The organism is Collinsella stercoris DSM 13279, assembly GCF_020735465.1.
Taxonomy (GTDB): domain Bacteria; phylum Actinomycetota; class Coriobacteriia; order Coriobacteriales; family Coriobacteriaceae; genus Collinsella; species Collinsella stercoris.
Genome location: NZ_CP085935.1, coordinates 2,240,718 through 2,265,377 on the forward strand (window position 1 = coordinate 2,240,718; position 24,660 = coordinate 2,265,377).

The following is a 24,660-nucleotide window of genomic DNA, read 5'->3' on the forward strand; positions in this document are numbered from 1 at the left end:
CGAGATACATCATATCGCATCGCCCGTGTCGCGCATGATGGGTGGAGGGCCTTCTGTTTTACAGCTCTGCGCTCCCCGTGAGGTAATCGATGATGTTGATGATGCGTATCCCGTCCTCGTCGGTGGGGTGCACCTCGTCGAGTGTGAGCACGATCTTGGGGAACTCATCGGGGATTTTCCGGAGCGGCGCCAGTTCCCGCTCTCGCGTCTCTTCGGAGAGCATGGTCTCGGTCACCTGTATGTAGAAGCGCTCTCCGGAGTTTCCGCTGGCGACAAAATCGATCTCACCGGCTCGCAGGTGCCCCACGTGTACGGTATATCCGTCAAAGACGAGCTGGTTGTGCACGATGTTCTCCAAAAGGCGTCCCGTGTCCGACCCTCTGTATCCGTTCAGATGATTCCGAAGCCCGGTGTCGCAGATGTAATATTTCCCGCCGGTTGCGAGAAGGGCCCTTCCCTTGATGTCGAAGCGGTCGGCACGGGTGAAGAGATACGCCTCCAAGAGGGCCTCGATATAAGAGTCGACTGTTTTGTTTGACGACGCAGCCCCGTTCTCTTTGAGCGTGCCGACGATCTTGTTGATGGATGTCTTGTTGCCGATATTGTCGGAGAGGTACAGGCAAATGCGCTCCAGGAGCTTTCGGTCGGTTATCGTCTTGTGGCCGCGCCGCTTTTCTCGGGCGAGTATGTCTCGCACCACGATCGTCTGGTAGAGGTCGCGGATGTATGCAGAGCAGACGGCCTTTTCTGGCTTTTTGGTCGCAAGGTATGGGAATCCGCCGTAGGCCATAAAATCTGTGAACAGGCTCTTTGTCGTGGCGAATGACCTGTCTCCAAGTTGGACTACGCCGGAGCTGCCAAGGTCGCCCTCCGGCAGACTCGCCCCCCGAAAATCAAGGTACTCGGAAAACGTGAGGGTCTGCATGGGTATCTCGACGTATCTGCCGGAAATGAGGGTGGCGATCTCGCTGGAAAGCAGGAATGCATTGGACCCGGTTATATAGATGTCGCAGTCGCAGTCTACGCGCAGCGAGTTGATCGCCTTCTCCCAGCCCTCGATGTTTTGCAGCTCATCGAAGAAAAGATAGGGGTGCTCGACTCCTTTGATTCGATCGAGGGCGATATGGTAGAGCTCGCGGTAGTCCTCGATGCCGTCGAATTCCATGGATTCCATCTTGAAGGTGAAGAGGCGGCTGGGGTCGACTCCGTCACCCACGAGCTTTTGCCTCATCATCTCGAGCATCGTTGATTTGCCGCAACGGCGGATACCTGTGATCACCTTGACGAGGTCGGTGTCTTGGAAAGACGTGAGCGCGTCGAGGTATTTCTGCCGGATGATCATGTTTTCCTCCCGATTCGACCCTTAGGAGTATTGTATGCAAGTTTTTGGAACCGACTCCAAAAACTTGCATAATTGACAAGTTTTTGGAGTCGGCTCCAAAAACTTGCGCGCTATGACAAGGGCGGTTCGTCTCGTCCGCAGCCCCCCCCATAAGGCGTAAGCCTTATATCCAAGAGGGCGCTCTCGTCCTGGACTTTGCGAGGTTGCTACTCGGCAAAAGGGACTCATAGATGTCGCGATGGCGGTCGCAAGAATCGGTTTAGTTGCGCCAGAATCACAAATTGCAAGGGGCTGGAAAGGCGGTATGTCGTCTACCTGCATCTTTGTGATTTTGGCACACAGGTTCTAGTTGCCTTCTAGTTATCATCTTGTTATCAAGGCATGTTCCGTGCGCACGGTTGGGAATGACCTGCGGGGACATGTTTGTCCGCGCTGGAAATGTAAAGTTTCTTGCGGCCGGGAATGGGATTTGAATCCCAAACAATCCTCAAAAGTAATACCAGTAAAAGTAGACACGCATAAACTGTGCGTTATCCAGCGGATTATAGCTGCGGCTGGTATCAGATTGGTATCCTGGTCCCTACCACTCATCGGCATATCGGCACCGTTTGCCGATGGACGGGAATTTCATCGGGGGGAGGATATTCCCATAAGGTAAATTGGTTGAACTGTTGGCGCACTATGTCTATTCGGCGTGTGTGGAAGCTGGGGAATGTTACGCCCTGGACGAGGAAAGGAGATTTGGATGGCCAATCAATGGCTCAAACGCTGTTGCGTGGGCGCCATGATTGCGGCTGTGACCGTATCATCGCTGCCCATGCAGGCGTTTGCCGAGGCGGGGGGGGGTGGCCTATGCCGGCGGCAACGTGACCGTCGCGAAGAACGGCGACTCCGTGACTATCGGAAACGACGCCATCTCGCGTACGTTCAGTATTGCCGACGCCAAGGTCAAAACCACCGAGATTAACAACAAACGCGCGAATGTCAAGCTGAACCCCGGCGAGGGCAGCGAAGAGTTTATCATCAAGCGCACTAAGAAGGACAACAACGCCGAGCCCGAGCAGCAGCCGCTCGACCAGACCGGTTGGACTGCTACGGCTGACTCCGAGGAAAATATTGGTGAGAGCGCGCCGCATCACGGCCATGATGACAACCTCATCGATAACAACCCGAACACCTTCTGGCACACCGCATACAAAGATGGGCAGGCTAATCAGCCGGGTAACCGCGAGATGCCCCATGAGGTCGTTATCGACCTCGGCAAGCCCACGTCCTTCAAGGGCTTTTCTTACGACCCGCGCTATACCCAGCAAAACGGCACGGGCATCAACGGTAACATCAAGGACTACGCCCTTTGGGTGAGCACCTCCCCCGACGCCCCCTCAATCGAGGGAGACCATGCCACCGCCGGTTGGACCAAGGTCATGGAGGGCACCTTCAACTACGAGGGAAACAAGGGCGAGGCGATTCACGTCAACATCCCCGAGGGTAAGCAGGGGCTGTGTGCGAACGTCGAGTGCGTCATGCTCGAGGCCAAGTCCAGCGTGAACAACAACAATTTTGCTGGTGGCGAGGAGTTCGACCTCTACGCCGAGCCGTGGGTCGAGCCGGAGCAGCAGGAGGCGACCCCGTTCTTCCTCAAGTCGAGCGACCTCACGCTTGCCGGCGATCCCGTGATGGAGGACACCACTGCGGTCATCAACAAGCAGGAGAAGACGGGCAAGAAGCTCTCTTTCAAGTTCAGCCCTGTCGAGTTCAACGGTGCCACCTACACCATCACCGAGAACATCGTTGCGTATAACGACGACCACTACATGCGCAAGTATCTCGAGATCTCCGTTCCCGAGGAGGACAAGCTCGACGCCGAGATCGACTACATCGATCTCGAGTCGCTCGATGTGACGGGTGCTGAGGGCCAGTGGACCATCCCGACCGACCAGGGCGGCATCGTCGGCCAGCCTGCCGCCCGTGCCATCCTCGGTCAGCCGTTCTATGCCGACGGCATGTTCTTCGGTTGCGAGTTCCCTGCTGCGGACACGCAGATCGTCGACGAGCAGGGCAAGAAGATCGGCCGTCCTCGGTACTACACGGGCAAGACCATGGATCGCTTGGCGAACGATGGTCAGGCCGTGCGCACTGAAGATGGCGCCATTCGCTACAGCACGTGGCAAACGGTTGCCGGCGCCGCCGCCGCCAAGGACTATCGCGTCGTTCAGGCGGACTTCTTCGATTACATCGACGATATTTCCGCGCCTTCCGAGTTCCGCGTTCAGTACAACTCTTGGTACGACAACGAGAAGAACATCACCGAAGGCAACATCACCGAGGCGTTTTCCGAGATCGACAAGGAGTTCGCCAACTCCGAACTGGCCCCGCTCGACACGTATGCCGTTGACGATGGCTGGACCGACTACAATGCACCAAAGGGGTTCTGGACGTTCAACAACAAGTTCCCCGATGAGTTCAACTCGATCGCGAAGCTTGTGCAGAACTTCGGCTCCGACCTGGGTGTTTGGATCGGCCCACGCGGCGGATACGGCACGAACGGAGCCATCGCCAACTCCCTGCAGCAGCAGGGCCTGGGCGTGAACGCCGGCGGCTCGATCGACGTCGCCGACCGCACGTATCTCGAGAACTACGCCAATCTCGTCTGCGACTTCCAAAACAAGTGGCATGTGAACTACTGGAAGTGGGACGGCTTCGCGGACGAGGGGCAGTACAACCACTTCGGTGCCGGCGTGGACGGCGTGCCCGGGCACTCGGGCAACGACAAGGTCAAGGGTCACATGACCGGCGGCGCGAACCAGATGTACCACTGCACCGACATGTGGGAAGGCTGGATCGACCTGTACGAGACGGTGCGCAAGAACGCCGAGAAGAATGGCATCGCCAACTACTGGATCTCGAGCACCACGCACACGATTCCGAGCGCCTGGCTGCTGCAGTGGGTCAACTCCGTGTGGCTCCAGTGCCAGTTCGATCACGCCCGCACGGCGCACGGAAGCACGGTGCATGACGGCAACCTGAACGCCCGCGATGCGGTGTACTACAACTTCATCAACGGGCACCAGTTCCAGTTCCCGCTCGCCCATATCTACAACCACGATCCGGTGTACGGCAAGACGGGTACCGCGATGACCCAGACGACCGCCACCGCCGAGGGTTTCCAGAACTATCTCTACACCATGGCTGGCCGCGGCACGGCGTTCTGGGAGCTCTACTACTCCGACGCGATTTTTGACGAGGAGAAGTACGAGGTCAACGCCGAGTTCCTCAAGTGGTATGAGGAGAATTTCCATCTCCTTCGCAATGCTCGCATGTTCGGTAAATGGCCTGTCGAGGGCGTCGACCTCATGACGGGCGGAGCGGCTCATTCCGCCGAGGGGCACGACCAGCTCAACAATGACGGCAAGGGCATCTACAACACCTACGGCTATGCCGGCTTTGAGGGCGATGAGGGTATCCTGACCGTCCGCAACGCCAATGCCGACAAGGCCCAGACTCTCGACTTCACGTTCGATGACGCCACGCTGGGCGTCAAGGGCAACGCCGGCGACACGTTCAACTACGTGATTGAGCGCCGTCACACCCAGCCCGGTGACAAGTCTGAGATCGCTGACAAGGGCACTTTCACCATTGGTGAGAAGGTCTCCCTCATGCTTCAGCCGGAGGAGTCCCTCACCATCCGCGTGAGCAAGCCCGGCGAGGGCGACAAGCAGGGTCCGTCCGTCGAGACCGTGCGTCACGACGGTGCCGCTGAGCTGATCGTCCGCATGGATGAGAAGGTCAAGGGTGAGGCCGTCTTTACCGTCAACGGTCAGAAGATCGACGCCTCCAAGGTCAAGCGCTCCGCCGACGGCGTGACCTTCCACATCACGCTCGACAAGGTGCCTGCACAGGGCGAGAAGCTCGAGGTGAAGGTCTCCGGCATCACCGACATGGCTGGCAATGCCATCGCGGGCGACACCGCCTCCGTCGATTTCCACAAGGACAACGTTGTCGCTTCCCGTTGTCCGTCCCGCCTGACCACCTACACCAAGAAGCTTGCCTCCAAGGACGACTCCCTGGTCTCCAAGACCGGTTTCTCCGTGTTCTCTCAGGTTAACACCACGGGTCATGGCCCGCTGGTAAAGCAGGAGGGCGCCTACGAGCTCGGCATCGACGAGAATGGCATGCCGTATTTCGATGTCAACGGCATTCGCACCACCGGTAGGGTCAAGGTCAATGACGGCGCCAAGCACACCGTCGCCGGCGTTCGCGAGAACAATGGCATGCTCAAGATTTACGTCGACGGCACGAACTCGCGCTCTGCGTATGATGTGAAGAGCTTCCATCACGAGCTTCCCGCGGGTGACATCCTGTTTGCCGGCGGCGCCTTCGACAAGTCCAAGGACGAGGCTTCCGCGAAGGTCTACGACCGCGCTCTCGGATACGACGAGGTGGCGAAGCTGCACGAGAAGTTGAACCCCAACACGGAGGAGCACAACCTCGCCCAAGGCAAGAAGGCGACGGCTGCGTGGACCGATACTGGCAATGATGCCGTTAAGGCCGACGAGGGCTCGATGAGCAACATCACCGACGGCAACAAGGACTCCGGCGCGTTTGGCGTGTTCGGTGCTGACCACAACACGAAGAGTTCTTACATGCAAGTCGACCTCGGCGCAGTCCGCGAGGTTTCCTCCGTTGGCCTCTGGCGTTACTTCCAGGACGGCCGCACGTATCGCGATACGGTCGTGGTGCTGTCCGAGGATGAGACGTTCACCTCTGAGGATACGATCCTCTACAACTCCGACAAGGACAACGTTCACAAGCTCGGAGCTGGCCAGGATGAGCCCTACGCCGAGACGAAGGACGGCAAGACGTTCCCCGTGCCTGCCGGAACCAAGGCGCGCTATGCGCGCGTGTACATGCGCGGTCAGACCGACGACAAGACGACCAACCATGTTGTCGAGTTCGAGGTCATCGGTCGCGACCTGCCCGTCGACCCCGGTGCCGACATCGACACCTCCAAGCTCTACCAGCGCATCGACGAAGTCCGTGATGCCATCGCCAACGGCATGTGGACGCCCGAGAGCATCCAGAAGGTCATGGACAAGCTGGAGGCCGCCGAACTCGTGGCCGACTGCCCCAAGGACAAGGCTCAGGTCGATGAGGCCCTGAAGGGTCTTGAGGACATCGAGTCCCTGCTCAAGAAGGCCGTCACGGTGACCTTCGCCTTTACTGGTGACGTCCCCGCCGGCGTTGAGACGCCCGCCGCGCTCGACATCGAGCAGGGCACCGCGCTTGGTGACAAGCTGCCCGTTCCCACCGCCGAGGGCTATGTTTTCGCCGGCTGGTTCACGGACGAGGCTTGCACTGCGGGCAACGAGTTCACGGCCAAGACTAAGGTCGCGAGCGACATGACGGTCTTTGGCAAGTGGGTCAAGGATGACGGCACGGTTCCGCCTACGCCTCCTGTGCCCGGCCCGGAGACCCCTGAGCAGTCCAAGCCTGAGGTCCCCGAGCAGAAGCCGAGCCAGAAGCCGAGCAAGCCCGGCGCCGGTCTGCCCCAGACGGGTGACAGCTCCCTGCTGCCCATCGCCGCGTGCGGTGCCGCCGGTGTGGCGCTGGTCGCCACCGCTCTGGTGATCCGCAAGCGTCGCGAGGCGTAGCGGTTCCGCTTTAGTAGCGGCAAAACGCGCATAAGCGCTCAGACGGGCGTCCCAGTTGTATTTGGGGCGCCCGTTTTGTATGGATCGAGGACTGGAGGGGTCTCATGTGGGTTGGAAGAGCCTTGTATGGAAGCTCGTCTGTACGAGGTGGCTCCGTTCGCCGCGGCGAGCGGCGGCAAGCTGTTCCACTACCGCGACGGACTCAACAGGGAGATAGACGCCGTGGTGGAGCTGGCGGATGGGCGTTGGGGCGCTTTTGAAATCAAGCTCGGGGCGAATCAGATCGATGCAGCTGCGGATTCCCTGCTCTCCCTCAAGCTCGACGTGGAGTACGGCGCCCGTGCCGTGCCCCCTGAGGTGCTCGTGGTCATATGCGGCCTTTCCTCGTTCACCTATGCGCGCCCCGACGGCGCCATGATGACCCCATTACCGCACTGGAGGTTTGAGTTCGCGTTTTTCGTGAGGGGCTGGACTGGTTTTATCCCCTTGCCCTTTTCGGCCTCGCGTCCATTCTTCGCCCTCGAGGGTCTTGACCAATGCCTCAAGCTCGGTAACCTGTGCCTCGAGCTCGGCGATGCGCCGCGCGTTGCCCGCGATGCCCTCGCGGTTCATGATCGAGTCCTCCTCGACGGGGTCGGGCATGTTCTCTCGGTGGCAGCTTGCATCGAAGCTTTCGCTCATCACACGGCATCCGTTGCGCTTGACCACGCGCCCGGGGATGCCGACAACCGTGCAGTTGTTGGGCACGTCCTTCACCACAACGGAGTTGCCTCCGATGCGTACGTTGTCACCAATATGGATATTGCCCAAAACCTTGGCCCCCGTTCCCACGGTGACATTGTTGCCAAGCGTGGGGTGGCGCTTGCCGCTCTCGTTGCCCGTGCCTCCCAGGGTGACGCCTTGGTACAAGACGCAGTCGTCGCCGACAATGGTCGTCTCGCCTATCACGACGCCCATGGCATGATCGATGAAGAGACGCCGCCCAAGCTGAGCGGCGGGATGAATCTCGACGCCGGTGAAAAACCTCGTGACCTGCGAAAGGACGCGACCGAGGCCGCGTGCCCCGTGCTCCCATAACCAATGTTCGGGTGTGTGCATCCACTTGGCGTGGAGCCCTGGGTAGGAGAGGAAGATCACAAAGCTGCTCTGCGCGGCGGGATCGTTGGCCTTGACGGTCGCGATGTCCTCGCGGACGGTGGCGATGGCTCCCATGTCTTCCTCCTGGGGCGCTTGGCTTTTTTGGCGTGTGAGGTGCAAGTGTACGCGCCCTCCCGTGTAATGTCGAGAGAATCGCTAGGATTAACAAGATGGAGACAGAGGCGGGGCCGTGATCGCGCAATGTCGCACACCTCCCATGTCAAGGAGGTTCTGGAAAGACTGCGCACATTACCAAGGCGTTATGCGCGACCGCTATTATGGTGAACATTGCATTTTGCAGCAGTTGATCAATGCAGTCGCTTAGAAGGGCATCACATGCAAGAGGCATTCTTCAGTTTCATTAGCCAGTTTGGCTATTTTGCGGTCGCAGGCCTCATCTTGTTCGAGAACGTGTTTCCTCCCATCCCGAGCGAGCTCATCCTGCCGCTGTCCGGTTTCCTCGCAACGCAAACCGCGATGACGCTCCCGGGAGTCATCATCGCTGCCACTGTGGGCTCCGTTGTGGGCGCGTACTTCCTCTACGGCATCGGTCGCCTGCTTTCGCAGGAGCGCCTCGAGGGCTTCTTCGACACCAAGCCCATGCGCATGCTGGGCTTCCATTCCGACGATGTGGCCAAGGCCATCGGCTGGTTCGACCGCAAGGGCCAGACTACGGTACTTGTCTGCCGCTGCATCCCCGTGGTGCGCAGCCTCATTTCCATTCCCGCCGGAACTGCCAAGATGAACATGGTCCGCTTTGCGATCTACACCCTCGTGGGCTCGCTGGCGTGGAACGCCATCCTGTGCACCCTCGGCTTTTGGGCCGGCGGCGCCTGGGAGCAAATCACCGCTCAGGCCGAGTGGGTGTCCAGCGTCGTGAAGGTCGTCATCATTGTCGTAGCTGTCGCTGTGGTGGCTTGGTGGATCAAGTTCCGCATCCTGCCGGCGCGTGCCGAGCAAAAGCGCCGCAACGCGGAAGGTAAGTAGGCTCCAGAGCGGCAAGGCGCTTCGAGGTCCCTCGTTGCAGCGCCGCCGCGCTATCCTCGCCCGCCCGCGCTTCAATTGGTGGCACAGCTCGACAAAACTTCGCCGAATCCTGAAGTTTTGTCGAGTTGTGCTACCGTTTCTCGTTGAGGGTTCGAGCCCCGTCGCCCAAAGTTCCCGCGTGGGCTTCGACTCGTCTGCGATCCTTCGCGTTCGCATGGAAATCGAACTGCCCGGCACGCGGCCACATCGGGGCAATGCACTCGAGGGCATTGCGTCTCCTTCGTTAAAGATTTCGTACATATGCCACGCTTTATTTGAGCGCAGTACAATGAACTTCGCCGCAAAACCGACTGGGCGGTTTTCGCCTGGCTTTGTTGCCGGTATACAAACACCGCGCGCTCGCGCGGGAGGGTGCACCCGAGCGTCGACCACCCCCTCTCGCGAACGCACGGGCACGAGTGCGAAGGAGCATGCTATGACCGTTGAGAAGAAGGACTTGGACTGGGGCAACCTCGACTTCAGCTACCGCAAGACGGATTACAGCTACGTGTCCAACTACAAGGACGGCGCATGGGACGAGGGCTGCCTCACGACCGACCATACCGTCACACTGTCTGAGTGCGCGGGAATCCTCCATTACTGCCAGGAGGTCTTCGAGGGCCTCAAGGCCTACACCACCGAGGACGGCTCCATCGTCTGCTTCCGCCCCGACATGAATGCCCAGCGTATGGCCGATTCCGCCGAGCGCCTCGTGATGCCCGCCTTCCCGCAGGACCGCTTCGTTGAGGCCGTCAAGCAGGTTGTCGAGGCGAACGCCGCGTGGGTGCCGCCGTTCGGGTCCGGCGCCACGCTCTACGTGCGCCCGCTCATGGTCGCCACGGGCGACGTCATCGGCGTCAAGCCCGCCGACCAGTACCAGTTCCGCATCCTCGTCACGCCCGTGGGCCCGTACTTCAAGGGTGGCGACACGGCGGTCAAGCTCTGCGTGTCCAAGTACGACCGCGCCGCGCCCCACGGCACCGGCAGCATCAAGGCCGGCCTCAACTACGCCATGAGCCTCAAGGCCGGTATGGAGGCACACGCTGCTGGTTACGCGGAGAACCTCTACCTCGATTCTGAGTCTCGCACCTACGTGGAGGAAACCGGCGGCGCCAACGTGCTGTTCGTCGCCAAGGACGGCACGCTCGTGGTGCCCAAGTCTCATACCGACTCGATCCTGCCGTCCATCACGCGCCGTTCGCTCGTGCAGGTTGCCAAGGATCTGGGTATCACCGTTGACGAGCGCCCGGTCACGTGGGCCGAGGTCACCTCGGGTGCCTTCGTGGAGTGCGGCCTGTGCGGCACCGCCGCGGTCATCTCCCCGGTGGGCGAGATCCACGACGGCGACACGGTCGTGGTCTTCCCCGACGGTCACGAGACCTCCGGTCCGGTGATGAAGAAGCTTCGCGAGACTCTCACCGGCATCCAGGGCGGCAGCATCGAGGACAAGCACAACTGGGTGTGCAAGATTTGCTAAGGCGAGTTGTCGCTTGAAAGCATATGCCGCGAGGGGAACGGGCGCGAGGGCGTCGGTTCCCCTCGTCGTTTCAAGGCGAGTGCCCCCGGGGCCGCGCGGAACCCTCGGCAACGGCGCGTGGGCTTGGGGTGAAGAATAAGAAGATGCGCTCCAAAACGCATATTCGGGACGCATCTTTTCGTTCATACTGGGTGTATCCCTTTGTGGCCTTGCCGCAAACGCATCTTAAACGCAGCCATCCCCATGTGGAGGGCGGACCCGAGGAGGACATATGCCTCAGCATCGCAATAAGGCGGTTGTCGCCGGACTTGCCGTTACGCTTGCGTTCGGCGGTGTTGCCCTGCCTGCCGTCGCCAGCACGGAGCAGGCGCCTGCCACGGACAGCGACCCCAACGGCGTGGGGGATCCCGCGCCCGCGGACTACGACAAGGCGGACTACTACGAGGGCACCGAGGGCGTTGCAACGTTCGCCTCGGCTCGTTCTGCCTCTACGCTTTCCCCCGTGTCGCTTTCCGACGAGATGAAGTACTTCACCAAGTACGAGAGCGGTTGCGATTACGACAAGGGCCTCTCGTATGGCGACGGCTACAACGCGATGGGCTACTACCAGTTTGACCGCCGCTACAGCCTGCTGCCGTTTATCGAGCAGGTGTACGGCTACAACTCCACCAAGTACGACATGCTCAGGGCGGCGCTCGCGTATCGCGATGTGCTGCAAAATCCGTCGTACGAGATGTACGACTACACGTCGCGCCAGCTCAGCGCGCCCGCGCAGATCCTCAACGGGGCGTGGCACGCGGCGTATGCGGCCGACCCCGCTGAGTTCTCCGCCCTGCAGGATTCCTATGCGTATAACAACTACTACCTGCCGGTTCAGAGCTCCCTGCTCAACACCTACGGCGTTGACGTGCGCGACCGCGCGGATTGCGTCAAGGGCCTGGTGTGGGGCATGTGCAACCTGTTTGGCCAGGGCGGCGTGCAAAAGTTCTTTAAGGGCGCGAACATCGACAACAGCATGACCGATCGCGAGCTGATTACGGCTCTGTGCGACACGGTGGTTGAGTACGTCGACGATTGGTATCCCAGCCAGCCTCAGTATTGGGACGGCTGGAAGAACCGCTATAAGAAGGAAAAGGCCACCTGCCTGGCGTACATGGACCAGCATGACGCGGAGCAGAACGCGAACGGCCAGGGGCAGACGGACGATCAGCCGAATGCCGACGAGCCCGGGCAGGACGATTCCGGTGCCGGTCTCCCGATCGCGCCCGATGCCCCCAACGGCTCCGAGGGGCAGAATGGCGATGGGGGTGGCTCGCAAGGCGATGCCGATTCCGGCGAGAGCGGCTCGGATGGCGGAGCGGCGCATGGCGGCGATTCGGGTTCGGATGGTGCCGTGACGCCCGAGGGCGGCCAGGGTTCCGATGCCGAGCAGAACGCCGGTGGCAGCCAGAACTCCGATGATGATGCGGACGACGCCCCCAACGCTTCGGTCCCCGATGGCAATGCGGGCCAGGGCTCGTCGGGTGACCAGGAGAACGCGGGCGGTTCGGGGTCCGGCAGCGCAGGCAACTCCGGGTCCGCGCAGGGCGGCACCGGCAACAACGGCGGCTCGACGCAGGACGGCTCCGCAGGTACGGGCAACTCCGCAGGTACGGACGGCTCCACGGGCAACGGCTCCACGCAGGACACCACGACCGGCGGCGGTTCCACGCATGCCGGGGAGGGTCAGGGCTCGTCGGACGACGAGCAGACGGATGCCTCCACGGGCGATGAGGAGGACGACGGCAAGACGACCCCGAAGGACCCTGCGCCTCAGCAGAACACCACGCGCGACCCCATGAATTCGCTCGGCACCACGGGTGACAAGACCACCTCTGGCCAGGGGGACGGCGCGCAGGGCACCTCGGCTTCCGGTGCGGGCAAGGCGACTGCGGGCGGACTGCCGGGCACGGGCGACATCGCGACGATGGTGCTGACCGGCGCGGCGGGTCTTGCCGTCGCTGGCTCCTCGTTCCTCTCTCTTGCCAAGAAGGAGCGCGCGGGGGTCGACGAGAGCGCCGATTCCAACGACGAATAACGCATGGCGTTTTAGGCGCGCACGGTGGCGCGCCCTGTGGCACGCCCTGCAGGCGATGCGTCCAGTGCGCGCTGTCCCGTTGGCGAGGCAGCCACCACGCGCCTCGGACCGCTTGCAAGCGGCCGGGGCGCGTTTTTGCTACCCTTACAGGCAGCCAATACATGCTCAGCACTATGACCGGGCAGGTCGAAGGGAGTCCTCATGGAGGCTTACAAGCAAGAGTTCATCGAGTTCATGGTCGAGTCCGACGTGCTCAAGTTCGGCGACTTCACGCTCAAGAGCGGCCGCAAGTCCCCGTTCTTCATGAACGCCGGCGCCTACGTGACGGGCGAGCAGCTCATGCGCCTGGGCGAGTACTACGCTCGCGCCATCCACGACAACTTCGGCCTGGACTTCGACGTGGTGTTCGGCCCCGCCTACAAGGGCATCCCGCTGTCCGTGGTGACCGCCATCGCCATGCACAAGCTGTACGGCAAGGAGGTCAAGTACTGCTCCGACCGCAAGGAGGTCAAGGACCACGGCGCCGACAAGGGCGGCATGCTGGGCTACGAGCTCAAGGACGGCGATCGCGTGGTGATGGTCGAGGACGTGACCACCTCCGGCAAGTCCATCGACGAGACCTACCCCAAGCTCATGAACGCCGCGAACGTCGAGGTCAAGGGCCTGATCGTGAGTCTCAACCGCATGGAGGTCGGCAAGGGCGGCGTGACCACCGCTCAAAAGGAGATCGAGGCCAAGTACGGGTTCCCGGTGGCGAGCATCGTGTCCATGGCCGAGGTGACCGAGCATCTCTACAACCGCGAGGTTGCCGGCCGCGTGGTGATCGACGACGAGCTCAAGGCCGCGATCGACGCCTACTACGAGCAGTACGGCGCGCGCGCCTAGACCCGCGGCGTCCCGTCTCGGCGCGTGGCCGCCGTGCCGGACAGCCCGTTTGTGGTCAGTTCAGTGCCAGACATATTTCGCATGAAATGAGCCTCGGAGTGCATAAGCTCCGGGGCTCACGTGTTGACGCGTGCCACGTGTCCGTATACGCCGTTCGCCGATGAACGGTTCCCTTTTGGCGGCATCCCCACGCGCGCGTTGAGGGTGCGGTCCGGGCTCGGCTATTATCACAGCATTCTGCTAGGTTGTGGCACCGTGACGCGCATGGGGTGCGTACGCCACCGATGCTGGGAGGAAGCGATGAAGAAGAAGTTCTGGGCCATTCCGATGGTGCTGGTGGCGGCGTTGTGCACGGCGTTGCTGAGCGCGTGCGGCGGCCCTTCGGTCGAGGAGCTCATTCGCCAGGATCTCGAGAGCGCATTTGGCGAGATCTCCGCCGACGATGAAGAGCTGGTGGAGGCCATGAGCGAGAGCTCCAGCGGCAGCTTTGAGATGCTCGGCATCGATACGCAGGATTTTGCCGAGAGCTACCTCGACGGGTTTGAGTACAAGATCGACGAGGTGACCGTTGACGAGGAGAACGGCGTGGCGACCGCCGTGGTCAAGGTGAAGATGAAGTCCGTCACCGACATCATGACCGAGTTCTCCAGCCAGTTCGAGACCTGGATTATGGGGCTCGACCAGAGCGCGCTTCCCACCGAGGAAGAGCTGTACGCCAAGGGCGGCGAGATTTTGATGGAGGTGACCAAGGCGGCCGAGCCCCACGAGAGCGACGTCGTCATCGACTACGCCAAGGACGATGAGGGCACGTGGAAGGCTGCCGAGGACGCCGAGATGGCCATCATGGACGCCATGCTGTAGCGACTGCTCGCGCCTGTGCGTCTCCCTTTTTGGCGCCGACGGTAACGTGACGTCGGATTGCCCACTCATCTGAGTCTCAACGAATGACGGCTACCGACGGCTGATAAAAAGCGGTTGCACCAATGCCCGGGATTATCGCGTCCGGGCGGCGGTGCAGCCGCTTTTTGCCGTACAGGGCTCGACCCGCCGGCGTGGTGAGATTTATGCCGGTTGCAGAGGCGATATTTGCTAGAGGGGATTTGCGGTTAGCGCTCGGCCGGCATTCCGGTCACGATGTCGAGCAGCTCCATGGGCGTGTCGACAACGTAATCGGCACCCGCTTCCTCGAGCTCGCGGCGCCCGCGGAAGCCCCAGGCAACACCGCAGGCGTGCAGCCCCGCGTTATGCCCGCAGGCGATGTCGACATTCGAATCGCCCACATAGAGCGTTGCGGCGGGATCGGCCCCCAAGCGCTCGAGGACATGTAGCGTGATGGGGGCTTCGGGCTTGGGCGGGAACGCGTCGATGCGTCCCTGAACCACGTCGAAGCGGTCGCCAAAGTACTTGCGGACGAGCGGTTCGGTGGCGGCGTGGTCCTTGTTGGAGAGCACCGAGAGGCTTACGCCCTCGTTGCCGAGTTGATCGAGAAGCGTAAGGATTCCCTCGTACGGGGCGGTGTGGTCTTCGCGATGCTCGGCATAGTAGGAGCGGTAATCGGCGAGGGCCTGCTCAAGAACGCGGCCGTCCCCGGCAAACTCCGCGGGAATGAGGCGCTCGACCAGCTTGACCTGGCCATTGCCCACCTTGTAGCGGAACTGGTCCTGCGTGAAGGTTGGCCAGCCGCGCATTTTGCATACATGGTTGCCCGCGCAGGCAAGATCTTCAAGGGTGTTGAGTAGCGTTCCATCTAAATCAAATATCACATGCGTGTAGGTCATGCGGCGCGCCTTTCGACTGAGGTTTAAGCGCTGCCATGATAGCGCAACCCTTGTTCGTGGGAGTTTGAAGCATGAATGCGGGTCGATGTGGACCGCTTATTTCAAGAGGGCGAGTTCGCCGTCTGAAGTGCCCTAGTTTATTTCGCGGCGGCATCGGTTTATTCCAATTAGCCGCCGTTCGACTTTCGGTAGCTAAGCCCTCATTGCACTGATTGCATGAGTTGTTGCAGCCCTCATCAGGGGAGGAGTAGCGTAAAGCCATGGGGAGTGCATTGAGAGGCAGTGGGGCCTGAGTTTCCCGTAGTCCCGTGTATCCGAAAGGAGCCTTGCATGAAGAAAGATGACCGGTACTTTTATCCTGCGGTATTTACGTATGAGCCCGATTGCGAAATAGCCGTGACCCTCCCGGATTTTGATGTGGCAACGAGCGGCGTGGATGAGGGCGACGCGCTCATGAGCGCGCGAGAGCTGTTGGGTATCACCATTTTTGGCATGGAGCAGGATGGGGAGGAATTGCCCGTTCCCTCGCATGTCAACGATGTGAAGGTTGAGGAGAACGAGCGTGCTGTGCTCGTTGATGTGTTCATGCCGTCCATTCGCATGGCCAACGTGAATAAGTCCGTCACACGTACAGTGACGTTGCCCGCTTGGCTCAACGCGCTTGCCATGGAGAACGGGGAGAACTTCTCTCAGGTGTTGCAGGAAGGGCTGCGCCAGCGTTTGGCGGTGTAGCGAGTGACGTCGGGTGTCTGTGGCTGGGGCGTTCGGGGCCATCTAAGCAAACAGGCCGGAGCGCGCGTGCACTCCGGCCTGTGACCTTTTTGGCTGGGGTAGAGGGATTCGAACCCCCGTAACTGGTACCAAAAACCAGGGTCCTGCCGCTGGACGATACCCCAATCGCGGTGGTCGCGTAACAGCGCGACCGTTATAGTGTAGCGTACCTAGTCGCTCAGTGCATCGCACAAACCGTCGAGCAGGCGAACCGCCAGGGTTTGTGCATCACTTGCGGTGAACATGCCGTACTCCGTGATCCCGGTGAGCTCGATACGGAGCAGGATGGGTTTGGAGGTGGCGGCGGCAACGGCGGTCTTGATGCGCAGAGAGAGGTTCTGGCATTCGGCAAGCGCGATGGTGGCGCGGGGTTCGGCATCCTCGGGCAGCTCGTCGGAGGCGACCTCGACGATGAGGTCCACGTCCTTTGGCGCGGTGTCATCGTACAAAACGATGCCGCTACCGTCGGTGGTTGCCGAGGCGATGTTCCACACGCGCGACGCGACGTTGCGCGCGATGGCGTCCTCGCCGCCAATGGCGATGTGCCAGCTCTCGAGCACGTTCGCAGCGCGGGCAAAGCCCATGCGCGCCTCGGCCTCGACGTCGATCACCGAGGGCTTGCCCTCCCATACGTGATGCAGGCGGTTGATGTAGGCGAACGTGTCTTGGAACGCCATGCCGTCGGCAAAGAGCCCCACGTTCTCCTGGAATTGCTGGAGCGCCGCCTCGGTGTGCGGGCCAAAAAAGCCGTCGTCGACGCCGCAGGCAAAGCCAAGGGTGTTGAGGGCGCGCTGCAGTGCCTGCACGTCTGCGCCGTGGAAGTTGGGCAAGCGCAGGTACAGGGTGCGGTCACCCAGCTTATAGGACGCGTCGACTAGGGCGCTCCATGCGGCGCCATCAACCTCGTCACCCGGCTCGAGGCCCTGGCTGGCGCGAAACGCGCGCACGGCGGCGGCGGAAGTGGTGCCGAACTCCTTTGCGGACGTCTCGGCCTCGTCAATCGTATATCCCAAGGAGGTCAGGCGCGTCTGCACGTCCTCGACGGCAGGCCCCTGCATTCCCTGTGCAATGGACTCCATGCGGATCCCCTAACAAACCTTGCGCATCGCGGTTCAGAACGCAGTGCGCGGGATTTCGAGCGCGCGGAATCACCTGCGCCGCGCGACATACACTCTACAGTGTACCAAGCCTGGGGAATGCACGCATAAGCTCCACTGAGCCGATTGAACAGGGGCTCCGCGCGGCATGTAGGGCCACATAACGCAAAAAGCGGCCGCGCCTGGGGGAAGGCGCGGCCGCGGGGGTGGGGCGAACGGCGAGGTTGTCGCGATTGCGCGTCACCGGGGTTCGCAAGGGGGAGATGAAACCCTAGAGATTCGCCTCGATATCGCCCTTGAGCTTGGGCTTGGGCACGGCTCCAACGGAGCGCATGACCTCGGAACCGCCCTTGAGCATCACGATGGTGGGGATGGACATAACGCCGTACTTCATGGCGAGGTCCTGGTTCTCGTCGACATTGCACTTGGCAACGACGATCTTGCCCTCCAGCTCGCCGGCGATCTCGTCGACGACGGGGGAGAGCATGCGGCACGGGCCGCACCACGGCGCCCAGAAGTCAATGACAACGGGCAGGTCGTTGGTAAGCAGGTCGTCAAATGTGGCGGCGTTTGCTTCGATGATGTTGGCCATAAGAGCCTCCTGTATGGGTAGGTTCGCGCCGGAGCGGCGCGAGGGTTGTTCTCATCGAGGTCGTTATACCCACACGCGCGTAGGCGTTACACAGAGCGCTAGAATGTTTTCACATGAATGAGGCGATGCCGGCAAGGGGGAGCGCATGACAATCACGACGGGCGAGCGCAAAGAGGCTCTGGCTGCGGCGGTCGAGCAGGAGATGGCGTCGCTCCAAGCACGGGGCGTGAGGGTTTCCGGCAACGCCTTCTCGCCCGTGCTCCTCGTAAAGGGCGATCTCAACGTGGATGAGCGGCAGGGGGCTGAGCTTTTGTCCGGTGCGGACGGCCGCGCGCTGCGGGCGGCGCTCTCCGCCATTGGATGGGAGCCCCAGGATTTCTGCACCCTCGCGACGGTGTTTGGAGAGGCGGACCCCTCGATTGCCGATTGCCCGCAGGCGGGTGAGCCCTTGCCGGTTGATATGCTGCGCGAGGCGGTCGAGGCGCTGGATCCCGAGGCGATCGTTTTGCTAGACAATGCCGCTGCGGACGCCCTGCGGGAGACCTATGCGGATGCCCTCGCCATTATTGAGGACTTTGACACCGCCATGCTCAAGCCGGGGCTGGTCGCACCCGTGCTCGGTCGTCGCGTGCTGGCCCTCGACGGCTTTGAGGCCTCGCTTGCCGACCCTGCGCAGAAGCAGCGCATGTGGGCGTACCTCAAGCAGTTGACCCCGCTGGGCGCCCCGTACTAGGGGGGGTGCCGCTGCGGGGGCGTGCTCGAAGGTGAGTGCGTGGGCCCGCTCTCGTCGGATTATTTTGCTGTCTTGTCACCTGTCTTGTCAGTTGCGTCGTGCAGTGCCATACTTCCTCCAACAAGACACGATTCGTCGGGAGGACGTCATGACGGAGACGACGAAGAATCCTGCGGTAATGGAACCCACCGCGCTTGAGCGCGCCAGCGCCGTGCCTGCCGAGACGCGCGCGCGGATCGAGGCCCTCAAGGCGGAGCGCGATGCGGTGATTCTCGCGCATTACTACGTGGAGCCCGAGGTCCAGGCCGTCGCCGACTACGTGGGCGACTCGTTTTACCTGGCAAAGCTCGCCAAATCGCTGCCTCAGCAGACCATCGTGCTGTGCGGCGTGGAGTTTATGGGCGAGAGCGCCAAGCTGCTCAATCGCACCAAGACCGTGCTGCTGCCCGAGCCGGCCGCGGATTGCCCCATGGCGCACATGGTGCAGCGCGCCACCATCGACGCCGCTCGCGCCGAGTACGGCGACGACCTGGCGGTGGTGTGCTACGTGAACTCGACCATGAAGATCAAGAGCTGGAGCGACGTGTGCGTGACCTCGTCCAACGCGGTCAAGATCGTGCGCGAGCTGCCCCAGAGCCACGTCCTGTTCATCCCTGACCGCAACCTGGGCAGGTTCGTTGCCGAGCAGGTGCCCGAAAAGCACGTGATCCTGAACGACGGCTGCTGCCCGCGCCACGAGGCGATCTCGCTGGCTGAGCTGCAGGAACTCAAGCGCGAGCACCCCGAGGCGCTCGTGCTCGCACACCCCGAGTGCACCGCCGCGGTGCTCGCGGAGGCGGACTACATCGGATCGACGGCGGGCATCATCGCGTATGCCGAGCAGAGCGCTGCGCAGGAGTTCATCGTGGTGACGGTCCAGGGCGTGCTCTATGAGCTCGAGCGCCGCTGTGCCGCGTCGGGCAAGCGGTTCTTTGTGACGCGCACGCCCCCAACCTGCGGCGACATGGACGGCATCACGCTCGAAAAGCTCGTGCGCTGCCTGGAGACGGGCTCGGGCGCGGTGGAGATCGGCGTTGACGAGGCCGCTGCGCAGCGGGCCCAGGCAACGCTCGACCGCATGCTCGAGTACGCCGCGCGATAGCTCGATTTCACGAAAGGAGTCGCGCGATGGCGACCTCGTACACGGATATGACGTGCGATGTGGTGATTGCCGGTTGCGGCGTGGCCGGCCTGTACGCCGCGCTCAATTTGCCTGAGACCGCGAACATCATCATGCTCTCCAAGGGGCGGCTCGACGAATGCGATTCCATGCTCGCCCAGGGCGGCATGTGCGTGTTGCCCGAAGGCGCGGATTACGATGCGTTCTTTGAGGACACGCTGCGCGCCGGCCATTACGAGAACCGCCGCGAGAGCGTGGACATCATGATCCGCTCGTCGCGCTCGGTGGCCAACGACCTGGTGGCGCTGGGGGCCGATTTCAACCGCGAGGAGGACGGTGGGCTTGCCTTTACGCGTGAGGGCGCCCATTCGCGTCCGCGTATCGTGTTCCAGGCCGACGTGACGGGCAAGGAGATTACCGAGACGCTTCTGGCGGCGGTGCGCCGTCTGCCCAACGTGACGATTCTCGAGCATGTCGCCGTGATTGACCTGCTCACCGAAGAGGCGTCGGGCGGCGACGAGGAGCAACCGGAGGGCGGTTGCGGCATGGTGTGCCGCGGCGTGCGAGCGGTGCCCGTATCTGCCGAGGCCTCCGTGGCGACCATCGAGGAGCTCCGCGGCGAGACGGACGCGGCGCAGCCTGCACGTCCCGAGGGCGTGGGCGAGCCGTTTGAGATTCGAGCGGCCAACACGTTGCTCGCCACGGGCGGCATTGGCGGCGTTTATCAGCACTCGACAAACTTCCCCCAGCTCACGGGCGATGCGTGCTTCCTTGCCAGCGAGTATGGCATTGAGCAGGAGCACCTCGACTACGTGCAGATTCATCCCACGGGGCTGTATTCGGACAAGCCCGGGCGGACGTTTTTGATTTCTGAGAGCTGTCGAGGCGAGGGCGCGATTTTGCTCAACCACGCCGGCGAGCGCTTTACCGATGAGCTGCAGCCGCGCGACGTGGTTGCCCGCGCCATTCAGGACGAGATGCGCGACGAGGGCGTTGAGCATGAGTGGTTGAGCTTTGAGCCGGTCGATCGCGAGGCGGCGCGGACGCATTTCGCCAACATTCGCGCGCACTGCCTGGAGGAGGGGCGCGACATCCTGTGCGAGCCCATCCCCGTGGTTCCAACGCAGCACTACTTTATGGGCGGCGTGTGGGTCGACCGGGATTCCGCAACGACCATGCCGCACCTGTATGCGGCGGGAGAGACCGCGTGCAATGGCGTTCACGGGCGCAACCGGCTGGCCAGCAACTCGCTGCTCGAGTCGCTGGTGTTTGCGCGTCGCGCCGCATGGAAGATGGCCACCGGCACGAGCTTGGAGGTCGAGGCTGCGGGCGAGCCCGCGCTCGACGGCGTTCATCGGTTGCTGCCTGGCCAGGCGGGCTGGCGGCTCAACATCGACGTCGTGTTGGATGCGTAAAAGGGAGCGGGTCCCGTTTGCGCATGGAAGGAGCTGTGCATGAATCCGATCACTATGAATCTGGTTGCCGACGACATCATTCGCTTTGCCCTGCGCGAGGACATGAACGCGGGCGATCTTTCGACCGAGGCCGTTTGCCCCGGTCCGCGCAAGGCCGAGGTTCAGCTCATCGCAAAGGCGTCGGGCGTCATCGCGGGTTTGGATGTGTTTGAGCGCACCTTCGCGCTACTCGACCCCGCAACGTCGTTCGAAGCGCTTGTTGCGGATGGCGATGAGGTCACAGCCGGCCAGCTGCTGGGGACCGTGCGCGGCGATGCGCGCGTGCTGCTTTCCGGCGAGCGGGTGGCGCTCAACTTCTTGCAGCGTATGAGCGGCATTGCCACGTACACGCACGCCATGGCCAAGGAGCTCGAGGGTACCAAGACCATGTTGGTGGACACGCGCAAGACCACGCCGGGCCTGCGCATTTTTGAGAAGGCGGCCGTGGAGGCGGGTGGCGGGCACAACCACCGCTACAACCTGTCGCAGGCCGTGATGCTCAAGGACAACCACATCGGCGCTGCCGGTGGCATTGCGGCGGCGGTGGCGGGGGCGCGCGCCCACGCGCCGTTCGTGTGCACAGTCGAGGTCGAGTGCGAGACCATGGACATGGTGCGCGAGGCATTGGATGCCGGAGCGGACATCATCATGCTCGACAACATGACTCGCGAGCAGATGGCCGAGGCGATTGCCGTGATCGATGGCCGCGCGATGGTCGAGGCCTCGGGCAATGTGGACGCCGGCAACATTCGCGAGCTAGCCGATCTTGGTGTCGACATCATCTCGTCTGGCGCCCTGACGCACTCCGCCCCGATTCTGGATCTTTCGCTCAAGCACCTGCGCCTGCTGTAGTTCGCGCGTTGTGTGGCTGGTGAGTCGATGCGAGACGGGAGGTGCGGAGATGCCGTTGATGGGGCATGAGCGAAGAGATGCGATTCTTGAGTGCCTGCGCGGCGCTCGGTGCGCGGTGAGCGGGACCTCGCTTGCCAAGACCGCGGGCGTGAGCAGGCAGGTGATTGTGCAGGACATCGCCCTGTTGCGTGCCGACGGTCACGACATCGTGGCGACCAACCGCGGGTACGTGCTGCGCGAGGGCGCGTCCGAGCAATCGGTGCCCACGCGCCTCATCAAGGTTCATCATACCGTCGATCAGCTCGAAGAGGAGCTCGAAACCATCGTCGATTTGGGCGGAACCGTCCAGAGCGTCATGGTGAACCATCGCGCGTACGGCAAGATCACCGCCAATCTCGATATTCGCAGCCGGACGGGCATCGAACGGTATCTTGAGGACATCCGCACGGGCAAGAGCACGCCGCTCATGACGGTGACGAGCGGCTACCACTTCCATCGCATTTCCGCCGACAACGAGGCGGCGCTCGACGCCATTGAGCAGGTCCTGGCTGCCAAGGGCTTTTTGGCCGAGGTGCTTCCGTATGAGAAGGACAACCTGGACGGCTGACCTCAAATTAGGGACAGGCACCAATTTGGGGTCGCTTCGTTTTTTTGAGGCCGCTTCGTTTTTTTGAGGCCGCTTCGTTGGGCTTTGGCATGGTGCGGAGCCGCAACGTCGACCGCACCATGTTGGGCGCTCGTTACCTTAGGCACCCGCCACCGCTTCGCTCTGCTCTTCCTGAATGCTTGGTTTGCCGACGACCAGGATCGCCCCATGTGCATCGGTCGTCAGTACTACGTGGGCGCCCGCTGCCGATTCGCTCTGTAGCCCGTAGGGGCCGGAATGCAAAATGTGTGGGGTTTAGCCGAGCGACACGTGGGCAAGCTCCGCTGACGCCCGGGGTCGGCATGCAAAATGTGTGGGGTTTAGCCGGGGGGATCCGAGTATAGCGATCGTTTCCGGGACCATTTCCGCAGGAAAAAGTGGCGAAAGAGTGCCCGCTACCCGGCCCGCCCGGATAAACCCCGCACATTTTAATTAGCAACACCCCGCCGCGAGGTTTACGGGCCTCAAGTGTGTGCGAGTGGGAGCTGTTCCGGTGGGAGCTGTACCGGTGGTGAGTTGCTCCGTGGGAGTTGCTTCGCTGGCTAAGACGACAAAGACGTGCGTCCGCGCGTTCGTACTTGCGCCGAGTGTGCGCTTTCCCAACGTTTGAGGGTGTTGAAACATTGGAAAAGCGCACACTCGCGGGATGCTCACACTCGCGGCGCTCGCTTGAAAGGCGCTCGCAGGCCGCTGGGCCGCCGCTACCCGATGCGCCAGCCCTTTACCGTGGTCTGCATGATGTCGAGGAGGTCGTGGCGAATGTTGGGCGGGCACGAGCGAAAGAGCTTGAGCGCGTGGAGTTCCTCGGCGGTGAGGGCCTCGTAGCGTTCGGGCTCGCCGTGCGCCGCGCTGGGCTCGTGGCCATACCCCAGGATGTCGTTGGGCGTGCAGCACAGGCGCTCCGCCAGCGCGACGAGCCGCGCGGCGCCAAGCTCGATGCGCCCGCTCTCCCACGAGCTGTACGTCGCCTTGCTCACGCCAAGATCGTAGGCGATTTCGGACTGGGTGAGTCCTCGTGCGCGGCGCAGTTGTGCCAGCCGAGTTTTGTTTCGCTCACCCATTGGTACCTCCTAGTTTGGTCATAGGAGACACGCTGTCAGGTTTTGCGGCGTAAGTTTTGTGTTAGTAAATTTATTGCGAATGTTGGCGCAAGAGGTTTACTCAGAGTAAACTATCGATATCAATTCAACGACCCCTCGGGGTTGATTGAGCGAGCCGCCCGGTGTTGCCCAGAGCACGCCGCGCGGAGTTGTCCATACCCGCTTGTCGACGTGGTGCCAAGAGCAGACCTCGATGGGTTGGGGAATGCATAGAGGTTCAAAACCGGCCACAAGGTCGGTCGGCGTAGCCGTAGACGTGCATCCCCGCCCGCTCGATAGGAATGTTCTGAAGGCGGTGATGCGCGTGCAGTGGTATGTGATTCAGGTAATGAAGGGCCGCGAGGACTCGATGGCCTCGCTCATTGGGCGCGTGGTGCCCAAGTCCCTGTTGCAAGAAGTGTTCTCACCTAAATACGAGACCGAGATCAAGGTCCGCGGCCGCTGGGTTCCCGTGCAAAAAACGCTGCTTCCGGGTTACCTCATCGCCGTCACCAACGACCCGGAGGGCCTTGAGGCCGTGCTTCGCGATTTGCCGGAGTTCGCGCGCCTGCTTGCACAGGGTAATGAGTTTGTGCCGCTGGCGCCCGCCGAGGTCGAGGTCATTGGGTCGTTTACCAGCCCCGGCAAGCGCGTGGTGCCCATGAGCATTGGCGTTAAGGACGGCGACCGCGTGGTGGTGACGGGCGGCCCGCTGGTGGGCCACGAGGCCATGGTCAAGGAGATCTGGCGTCGTAAGAGCATTGCGATTCTCGAGGTCAACATGTGTGGCCGCGTGGTGACCACGCGCGTTGGCCTGGGCGTTCTTTCCAAGGAGAAGTGGCTGATGCGTGACCTTCGCATCGAGCACGAAACCGCACCTGAAAGGGGTGTTGCGTGAATCAGG

Annotated in this window: 18 protein-coding genes, 1 tRNA gene and 1 pseudogene; 13 read left to right on the plus strand and 7 right to left on the minus strand. The window is 61.9% G+C overall.

The window, feature by feature from the left end:
* Positions 1-58: 58 nt before the first annotated feature.
* Complete coding sequence (locus tag LK434_RS09515) at positions 59-1,342, minus strand: ATP-binding protein (protein WP_006720602.1); 1,284 nt, start codon at positions 1,340-1,342, stop codon at positions 59-61.
* An 845-nt stretch (positions 1,343-2,187) separates the two neighbouring features.
* On the opposite strand from LK434_RS09515, the gene LK434_RS09520 reads away from it, so the two are divergent.
* Positions 2,188-6,993 carry a discoidin domain-containing protein gene (locus LK434_RS09520; RefSeq protein WP_006720605.1) on the plus strand — a complete coding sequence of 1,602 codons (4,806 nt, stop codon included), beginning with the start codon at positions 2,188-2,190 and terminating at the stop codon, positions 6,991-6,993.
* 426 nt (positions 6,994-7,419) lie between these two features.
* Here LK434_RS09520 and cysE read toward each other — a convergent pair whose 3' ends face one another.
* Complete coding sequence (gene cysE, locus LK434_RS09525; RefSeq protein ID WP_083784197.1) at positions 7,420-8,205, minus strand: serine O-acetyltransferase; 786 nt, start codon at positions 8,203-8,205, stop codon at positions 7,420-7,422.
* A 261-nt stretch (positions 8,206-8,466) separates the two neighbouring features.
* Here cysE and LK434_RS09530 point away from each other — a divergent pair, with 261 nt between their 5' ends.
* From LK434_RS09530 to LK434_RS09550, 5 genes and pseudogenes are all read left to right on the plus strand, one after another.
* The gene (locus tag LK434_RS09530) at positions 8,467-9,117 is read left to right on the plus strand and encodes a DedA family protein (protein WP_006720609.1); all 651 of its coding nucleotides are present in this window, start codon (positions 8,467-8,469) and stop codon (positions 9,115-9,117) included.
* Between the two features lie 472 nt (positions 9,118-9,589).
* Positions 9,590-10,633, plus strand: a pseudogene (locus LK434_RS09535) (branched-chain amino acid aminotransferase); the annotation flags it as partial.
* 271 nt (positions 10,634-10,904) lie between these two features.
* The gene (locus LK434_RS09540; RefSeq protein WP_006720613.1) at positions 10,905-12,710 is read left to right on the plus strand and encodes a fibronectin-binding protein FnbA; all 1,806 of its coding nucleotides are present in this window, start codon (positions 10,905-10,907) and stop codon (positions 12,708-12,710) included.
* A 201-nt stretch (positions 12,711-12,911) separates the two neighbouring features.
* A complete protein-coding gene (gene pyrE / locus LK434_RS09545; protein WP_006720614.1) occupies positions 12,912-13,595 on the plus strand; it encodes an orotate phosphoribosyltransferase in 684 nt (227 codons plus the stop codon).
* 300 nt (positions 13,596-13,895) lie between these two features.
* Positions 13,896-14,456 (plus strand): hypothetical protein, encoded by a 561-nt coding sequence (locus LK434_RS09550; protein WP_006720615.1) that lies wholly within the window; start codon positions 13,896-13,898, stop codon positions 14,454-14,456.
* Positions 14,457-14,701: 245 nt separating this feature from the next.
* Here the strand turns inward: LK434_RS09550 and LK434_RS09555 are convergent, their stop codons facing one another.
* Positions 14,702-15,373, minus strand: coding sequence for an HAD family hydrolase (locus LK434_RS09555; protein ID WP_006720616.1), 672 nt, complete (start codon positions 15,371-15,373; stop codon positions 14,702-14,704).
* Between the two features lie 330 nt (positions 15,374-15,703).
* Here LK434_RS09555 and LK434_RS09560 point away from each other — a divergent pair, with 330 nt between their 5' ends.
* A complete protein-coding gene (locus tag LK434_RS09560) occupies positions 15,704-16,105 on the plus strand; it encodes a type II toxin-antitoxin system HicB family antitoxin (RefSeq protein ID WP_006720617.1) in 402 nt (133 codons plus the stop codon).
* Positions 16,106-16,195: 90 nt separating this feature from the next.
* Here LK434_RS09560 and LK434_RS09565 read toward each other — a convergent pair.
* From LK434_RS09565 to trxA, 3 genes are all read right to left on the minus strand, one after another.
* Positions 16,196-16,269: transfer RNA gene (locus LK434_RS09565), tRNA-Gln, on the minus strand.
* Between the two features lie 45 nt (positions 16,270-16,314).
* Positions 16,315-17,223: a peptidoglycan-binding domain-containing protein gene (locus tag LK434_RS09570; RefSeq protein WP_006720618.1), complete on the minus strand. Its 909-nt coding sequence runs from the start codon at positions 17,221-17,223 to the stop codon at positions 16,315-16,317.
* A 289-nt stretch (positions 17,224-17,512) separates the two neighbouring features.
* Entirely contained in the window at positions 17,513-17,833 is a 321-nt protein-coding gene (gene trxA, locus LK434_RS09575) for a thioredoxin (RefSeq protein ID WP_006720619.1), read from the minus strand.
* Between the two features lie 145 nt (positions 17,834-17,978).
* On the opposite strand from trxA, the gene LK434_RS09580 reads away from it, so the two are divergent.
* The 5 genes from LK434_RS09580 (at position 17,979) to LK434_RS09600 (ending at position 22,638) form a co-directional block, all read left to right on the plus strand.
* Positions 17,979-18,566, plus strand: coding sequence for a uracil-DNA glycosylase family protein (locus LK434_RS09580; RefSeq protein WP_006720620.1), 588 nt, complete (start codon positions 17,979-17,981; stop codon positions 18,564-18,566).
* A 148-nt stretch (positions 18,567-18,714) separates the two neighbouring features.
* Complete coding sequence (gene nadA, locus LK434_RS09585) at positions 18,715-19,707, plus strand: quinolinate synthase NadA (protein ID WP_083784198.1); 993 nt, start codon at positions 18,715-18,717, stop codon at positions 19,705-19,707.
* 26 nt (positions 19,708-19,733) lie between these two features.
* On the plus strand, positions 19,734-21,140 hold the full coding sequence (locus LK434_RS09590) for an L-aspartate oxidase (protein WP_006720622.1): 1,407 nt from the start codon (positions 19,734-19,736) through the stop codon (positions 21,138-21,140).
* A 39-nt stretch (positions 21,141-21,179) separates the two neighbouring features.
* Complete coding sequence (gene nadC, locus LK434_RS09595) at positions 21,180-22,031, plus strand: carboxylating nicotinate-nucleotide diphosphorylase (protein WP_006720623.1); 852 nt, start codon at positions 21,180-21,182, stop codon at positions 22,029-22,031.
* Between the two features lie 49 nt (positions 22,032-22,080).
* Complete coding sequence (locus tag LK434_RS09600) at positions 22,081-22,638, plus strand: transcription repressor NadR (RefSeq protein ID WP_006720624.1); 558 nt, start codon at positions 22,081-22,083, stop codon at positions 22,636-22,638.
* Between the two features lie 740 nt (positions 22,639-23,378).
* On the opposite strand, the gene LK434_RS09605 is transcribed toward LK434_RS09600, so the two are convergent.
* Positions 23,379-23,738 (minus strand): helix-turn-helix domain-containing protein, encoded by a 360-nt coding sequence (locus LK434_RS09605; RefSeq protein WP_050754962.1) that lies wholly within the window; start codon positions 23,736-23,738, stop codon positions 23,379-23,381.
* Between the two features lie 337 nt (positions 23,739-24,075).
* On the opposite strand from LK434_RS09605, the gene LK434_RS09610 reads away from it, so the two are divergent.
* Positions 24,076-24,654, plus strand: a complete 579-nt coding sequence (locus tag LK434_RS09610) for a transcription termination/antitermination NusG family protein (protein ID WP_006720627.1) — start codon at positions 24,076-24,078, stop codon at positions 24,652-24,654.
* Positions 24,655-24,660 lie beyond the last annotated feature (6 nt).

What these genes read in the sequence shown, in the direction of transcription:
- LK434_RS09515 (WP_006720602.1), bottom strand. Translation starts at nt 1,342, where the DNA reads ATGATCATCCGGCAGAAATACCTCGACGCGCTCACGTCTTTCCAAGAC.
- cysE (WP_083784197.1), bottom strand. Translation starts at nt 8,205, where the DNA reads ATGGGAGCCATCGCCACCGTCCGCGAGGACATCGCGACCGTCAAGGCC.
- LK434_RS09530 (WP_006720609.1), top strand. Translation starts at nt 8,467, where the DNA reads ATGCAAGAGGCATTCTTCAGTTTCATTAGCCAGTTTGGCTATTTTGCG.
- LK434_RS09540 (WP_006720613.1), top strand. Translation starts at nt 10,905, where the DNA reads ATGCCTCAGCATCGCAATAAGGCGGTTGTCGCCGGACTTGCCGTTACG.
- pyrE (WP_006720614.1), top strand. Translation starts at nt 12,912, where the DNA reads ATGGAGGCTTACAAGCAAGAGTTCATCGAGTTCATGGTCGAGTCCGAC.
- LK434_RS09550 (WP_006720615.1), top strand. Translation starts at nt 13,896, where the DNA reads ATGAAGAAGAAGTTCTGGGCCATTCCGATGGTGCTGGTGGCGGCGTTG.
- LK434_RS09555 (WP_006720616.1), bottom strand. Translation starts at nt 15,373, where the DNA reads ATGACCTACACGCATGTGATATTTGATTTAGATGGAACGCTACTCAAC.
- LK434_RS09560 (WP_006720617.1), top strand. Translation starts at nt 15,704, where the DNA reads ATGAAGAAAGATGACCGGTACTTTTATCCTGCGGTATTTACGTATGAG.
- LK434_RS09570 (WP_006720618.1), bottom strand. Translation starts at nt 17,223, where the DNA reads ATGGAGTCCATTGCACAGGGAATGCAGGGGCCTGCCGTCGAGGACGTG.
- trxA (WP_006720619.1), bottom strand. Translation starts at nt 17,833, where the DNA reads ATGGCCAACATCATCGAAGCAAACGCCGCCACATTTGACGACCTGCTT.
- LK434_RS09580 (WP_006720620.1), top strand. Translation starts at nt 17,979, where the DNA reads ATGACAATCACGACGGGCGAGCGCAAAGAGGCTCTGGCTGCGGCGGTC.
- nadA (WP_083784198.1), top strand. Translation starts at nt 18,715, where the DNA reads ATGACGGAGACGACGAAGAATCCTGCGGTAATGGAACCCACCGCGCTT.
- LK434_RS09590 (WP_006720622.1), top strand. Translation starts at nt 19,734, where the DNA reads ATGGCGACCTCGTACACGGATATGACGTGCGATGTGGTGATTGCCGGT.
- nadC (WP_006720623.1), top strand. Translation starts at nt 21,180, where the DNA reads ATGAATCCGATCACTATGAATCTGGTTGCCGACGACATCATTCGCTTT.
- LK434_RS09600 (WP_006720624.1), top strand. Translation starts at nt 22,081, where the DNA reads ATGCCGTTGATGGGGCATGAGCGAAGAGATGCGATTCTTGAGTGCCTG.
- LK434_RS09605 (WP_050754962.1), bottom strand. Translation starts at nt 23,738, where the DNA reads ATGGGTGAGCGAAACAAAACTCGGCTGGCACAACTGCGCCGCGCACGA.
- LK434_RS09610 (WP_006720627.1), top strand. Translation starts at nt 24,076, where the DNA reads ATGCGCGTGCAGTGGTATGTGATTCAGGTAATGAAGGGCCGCGAGGAC.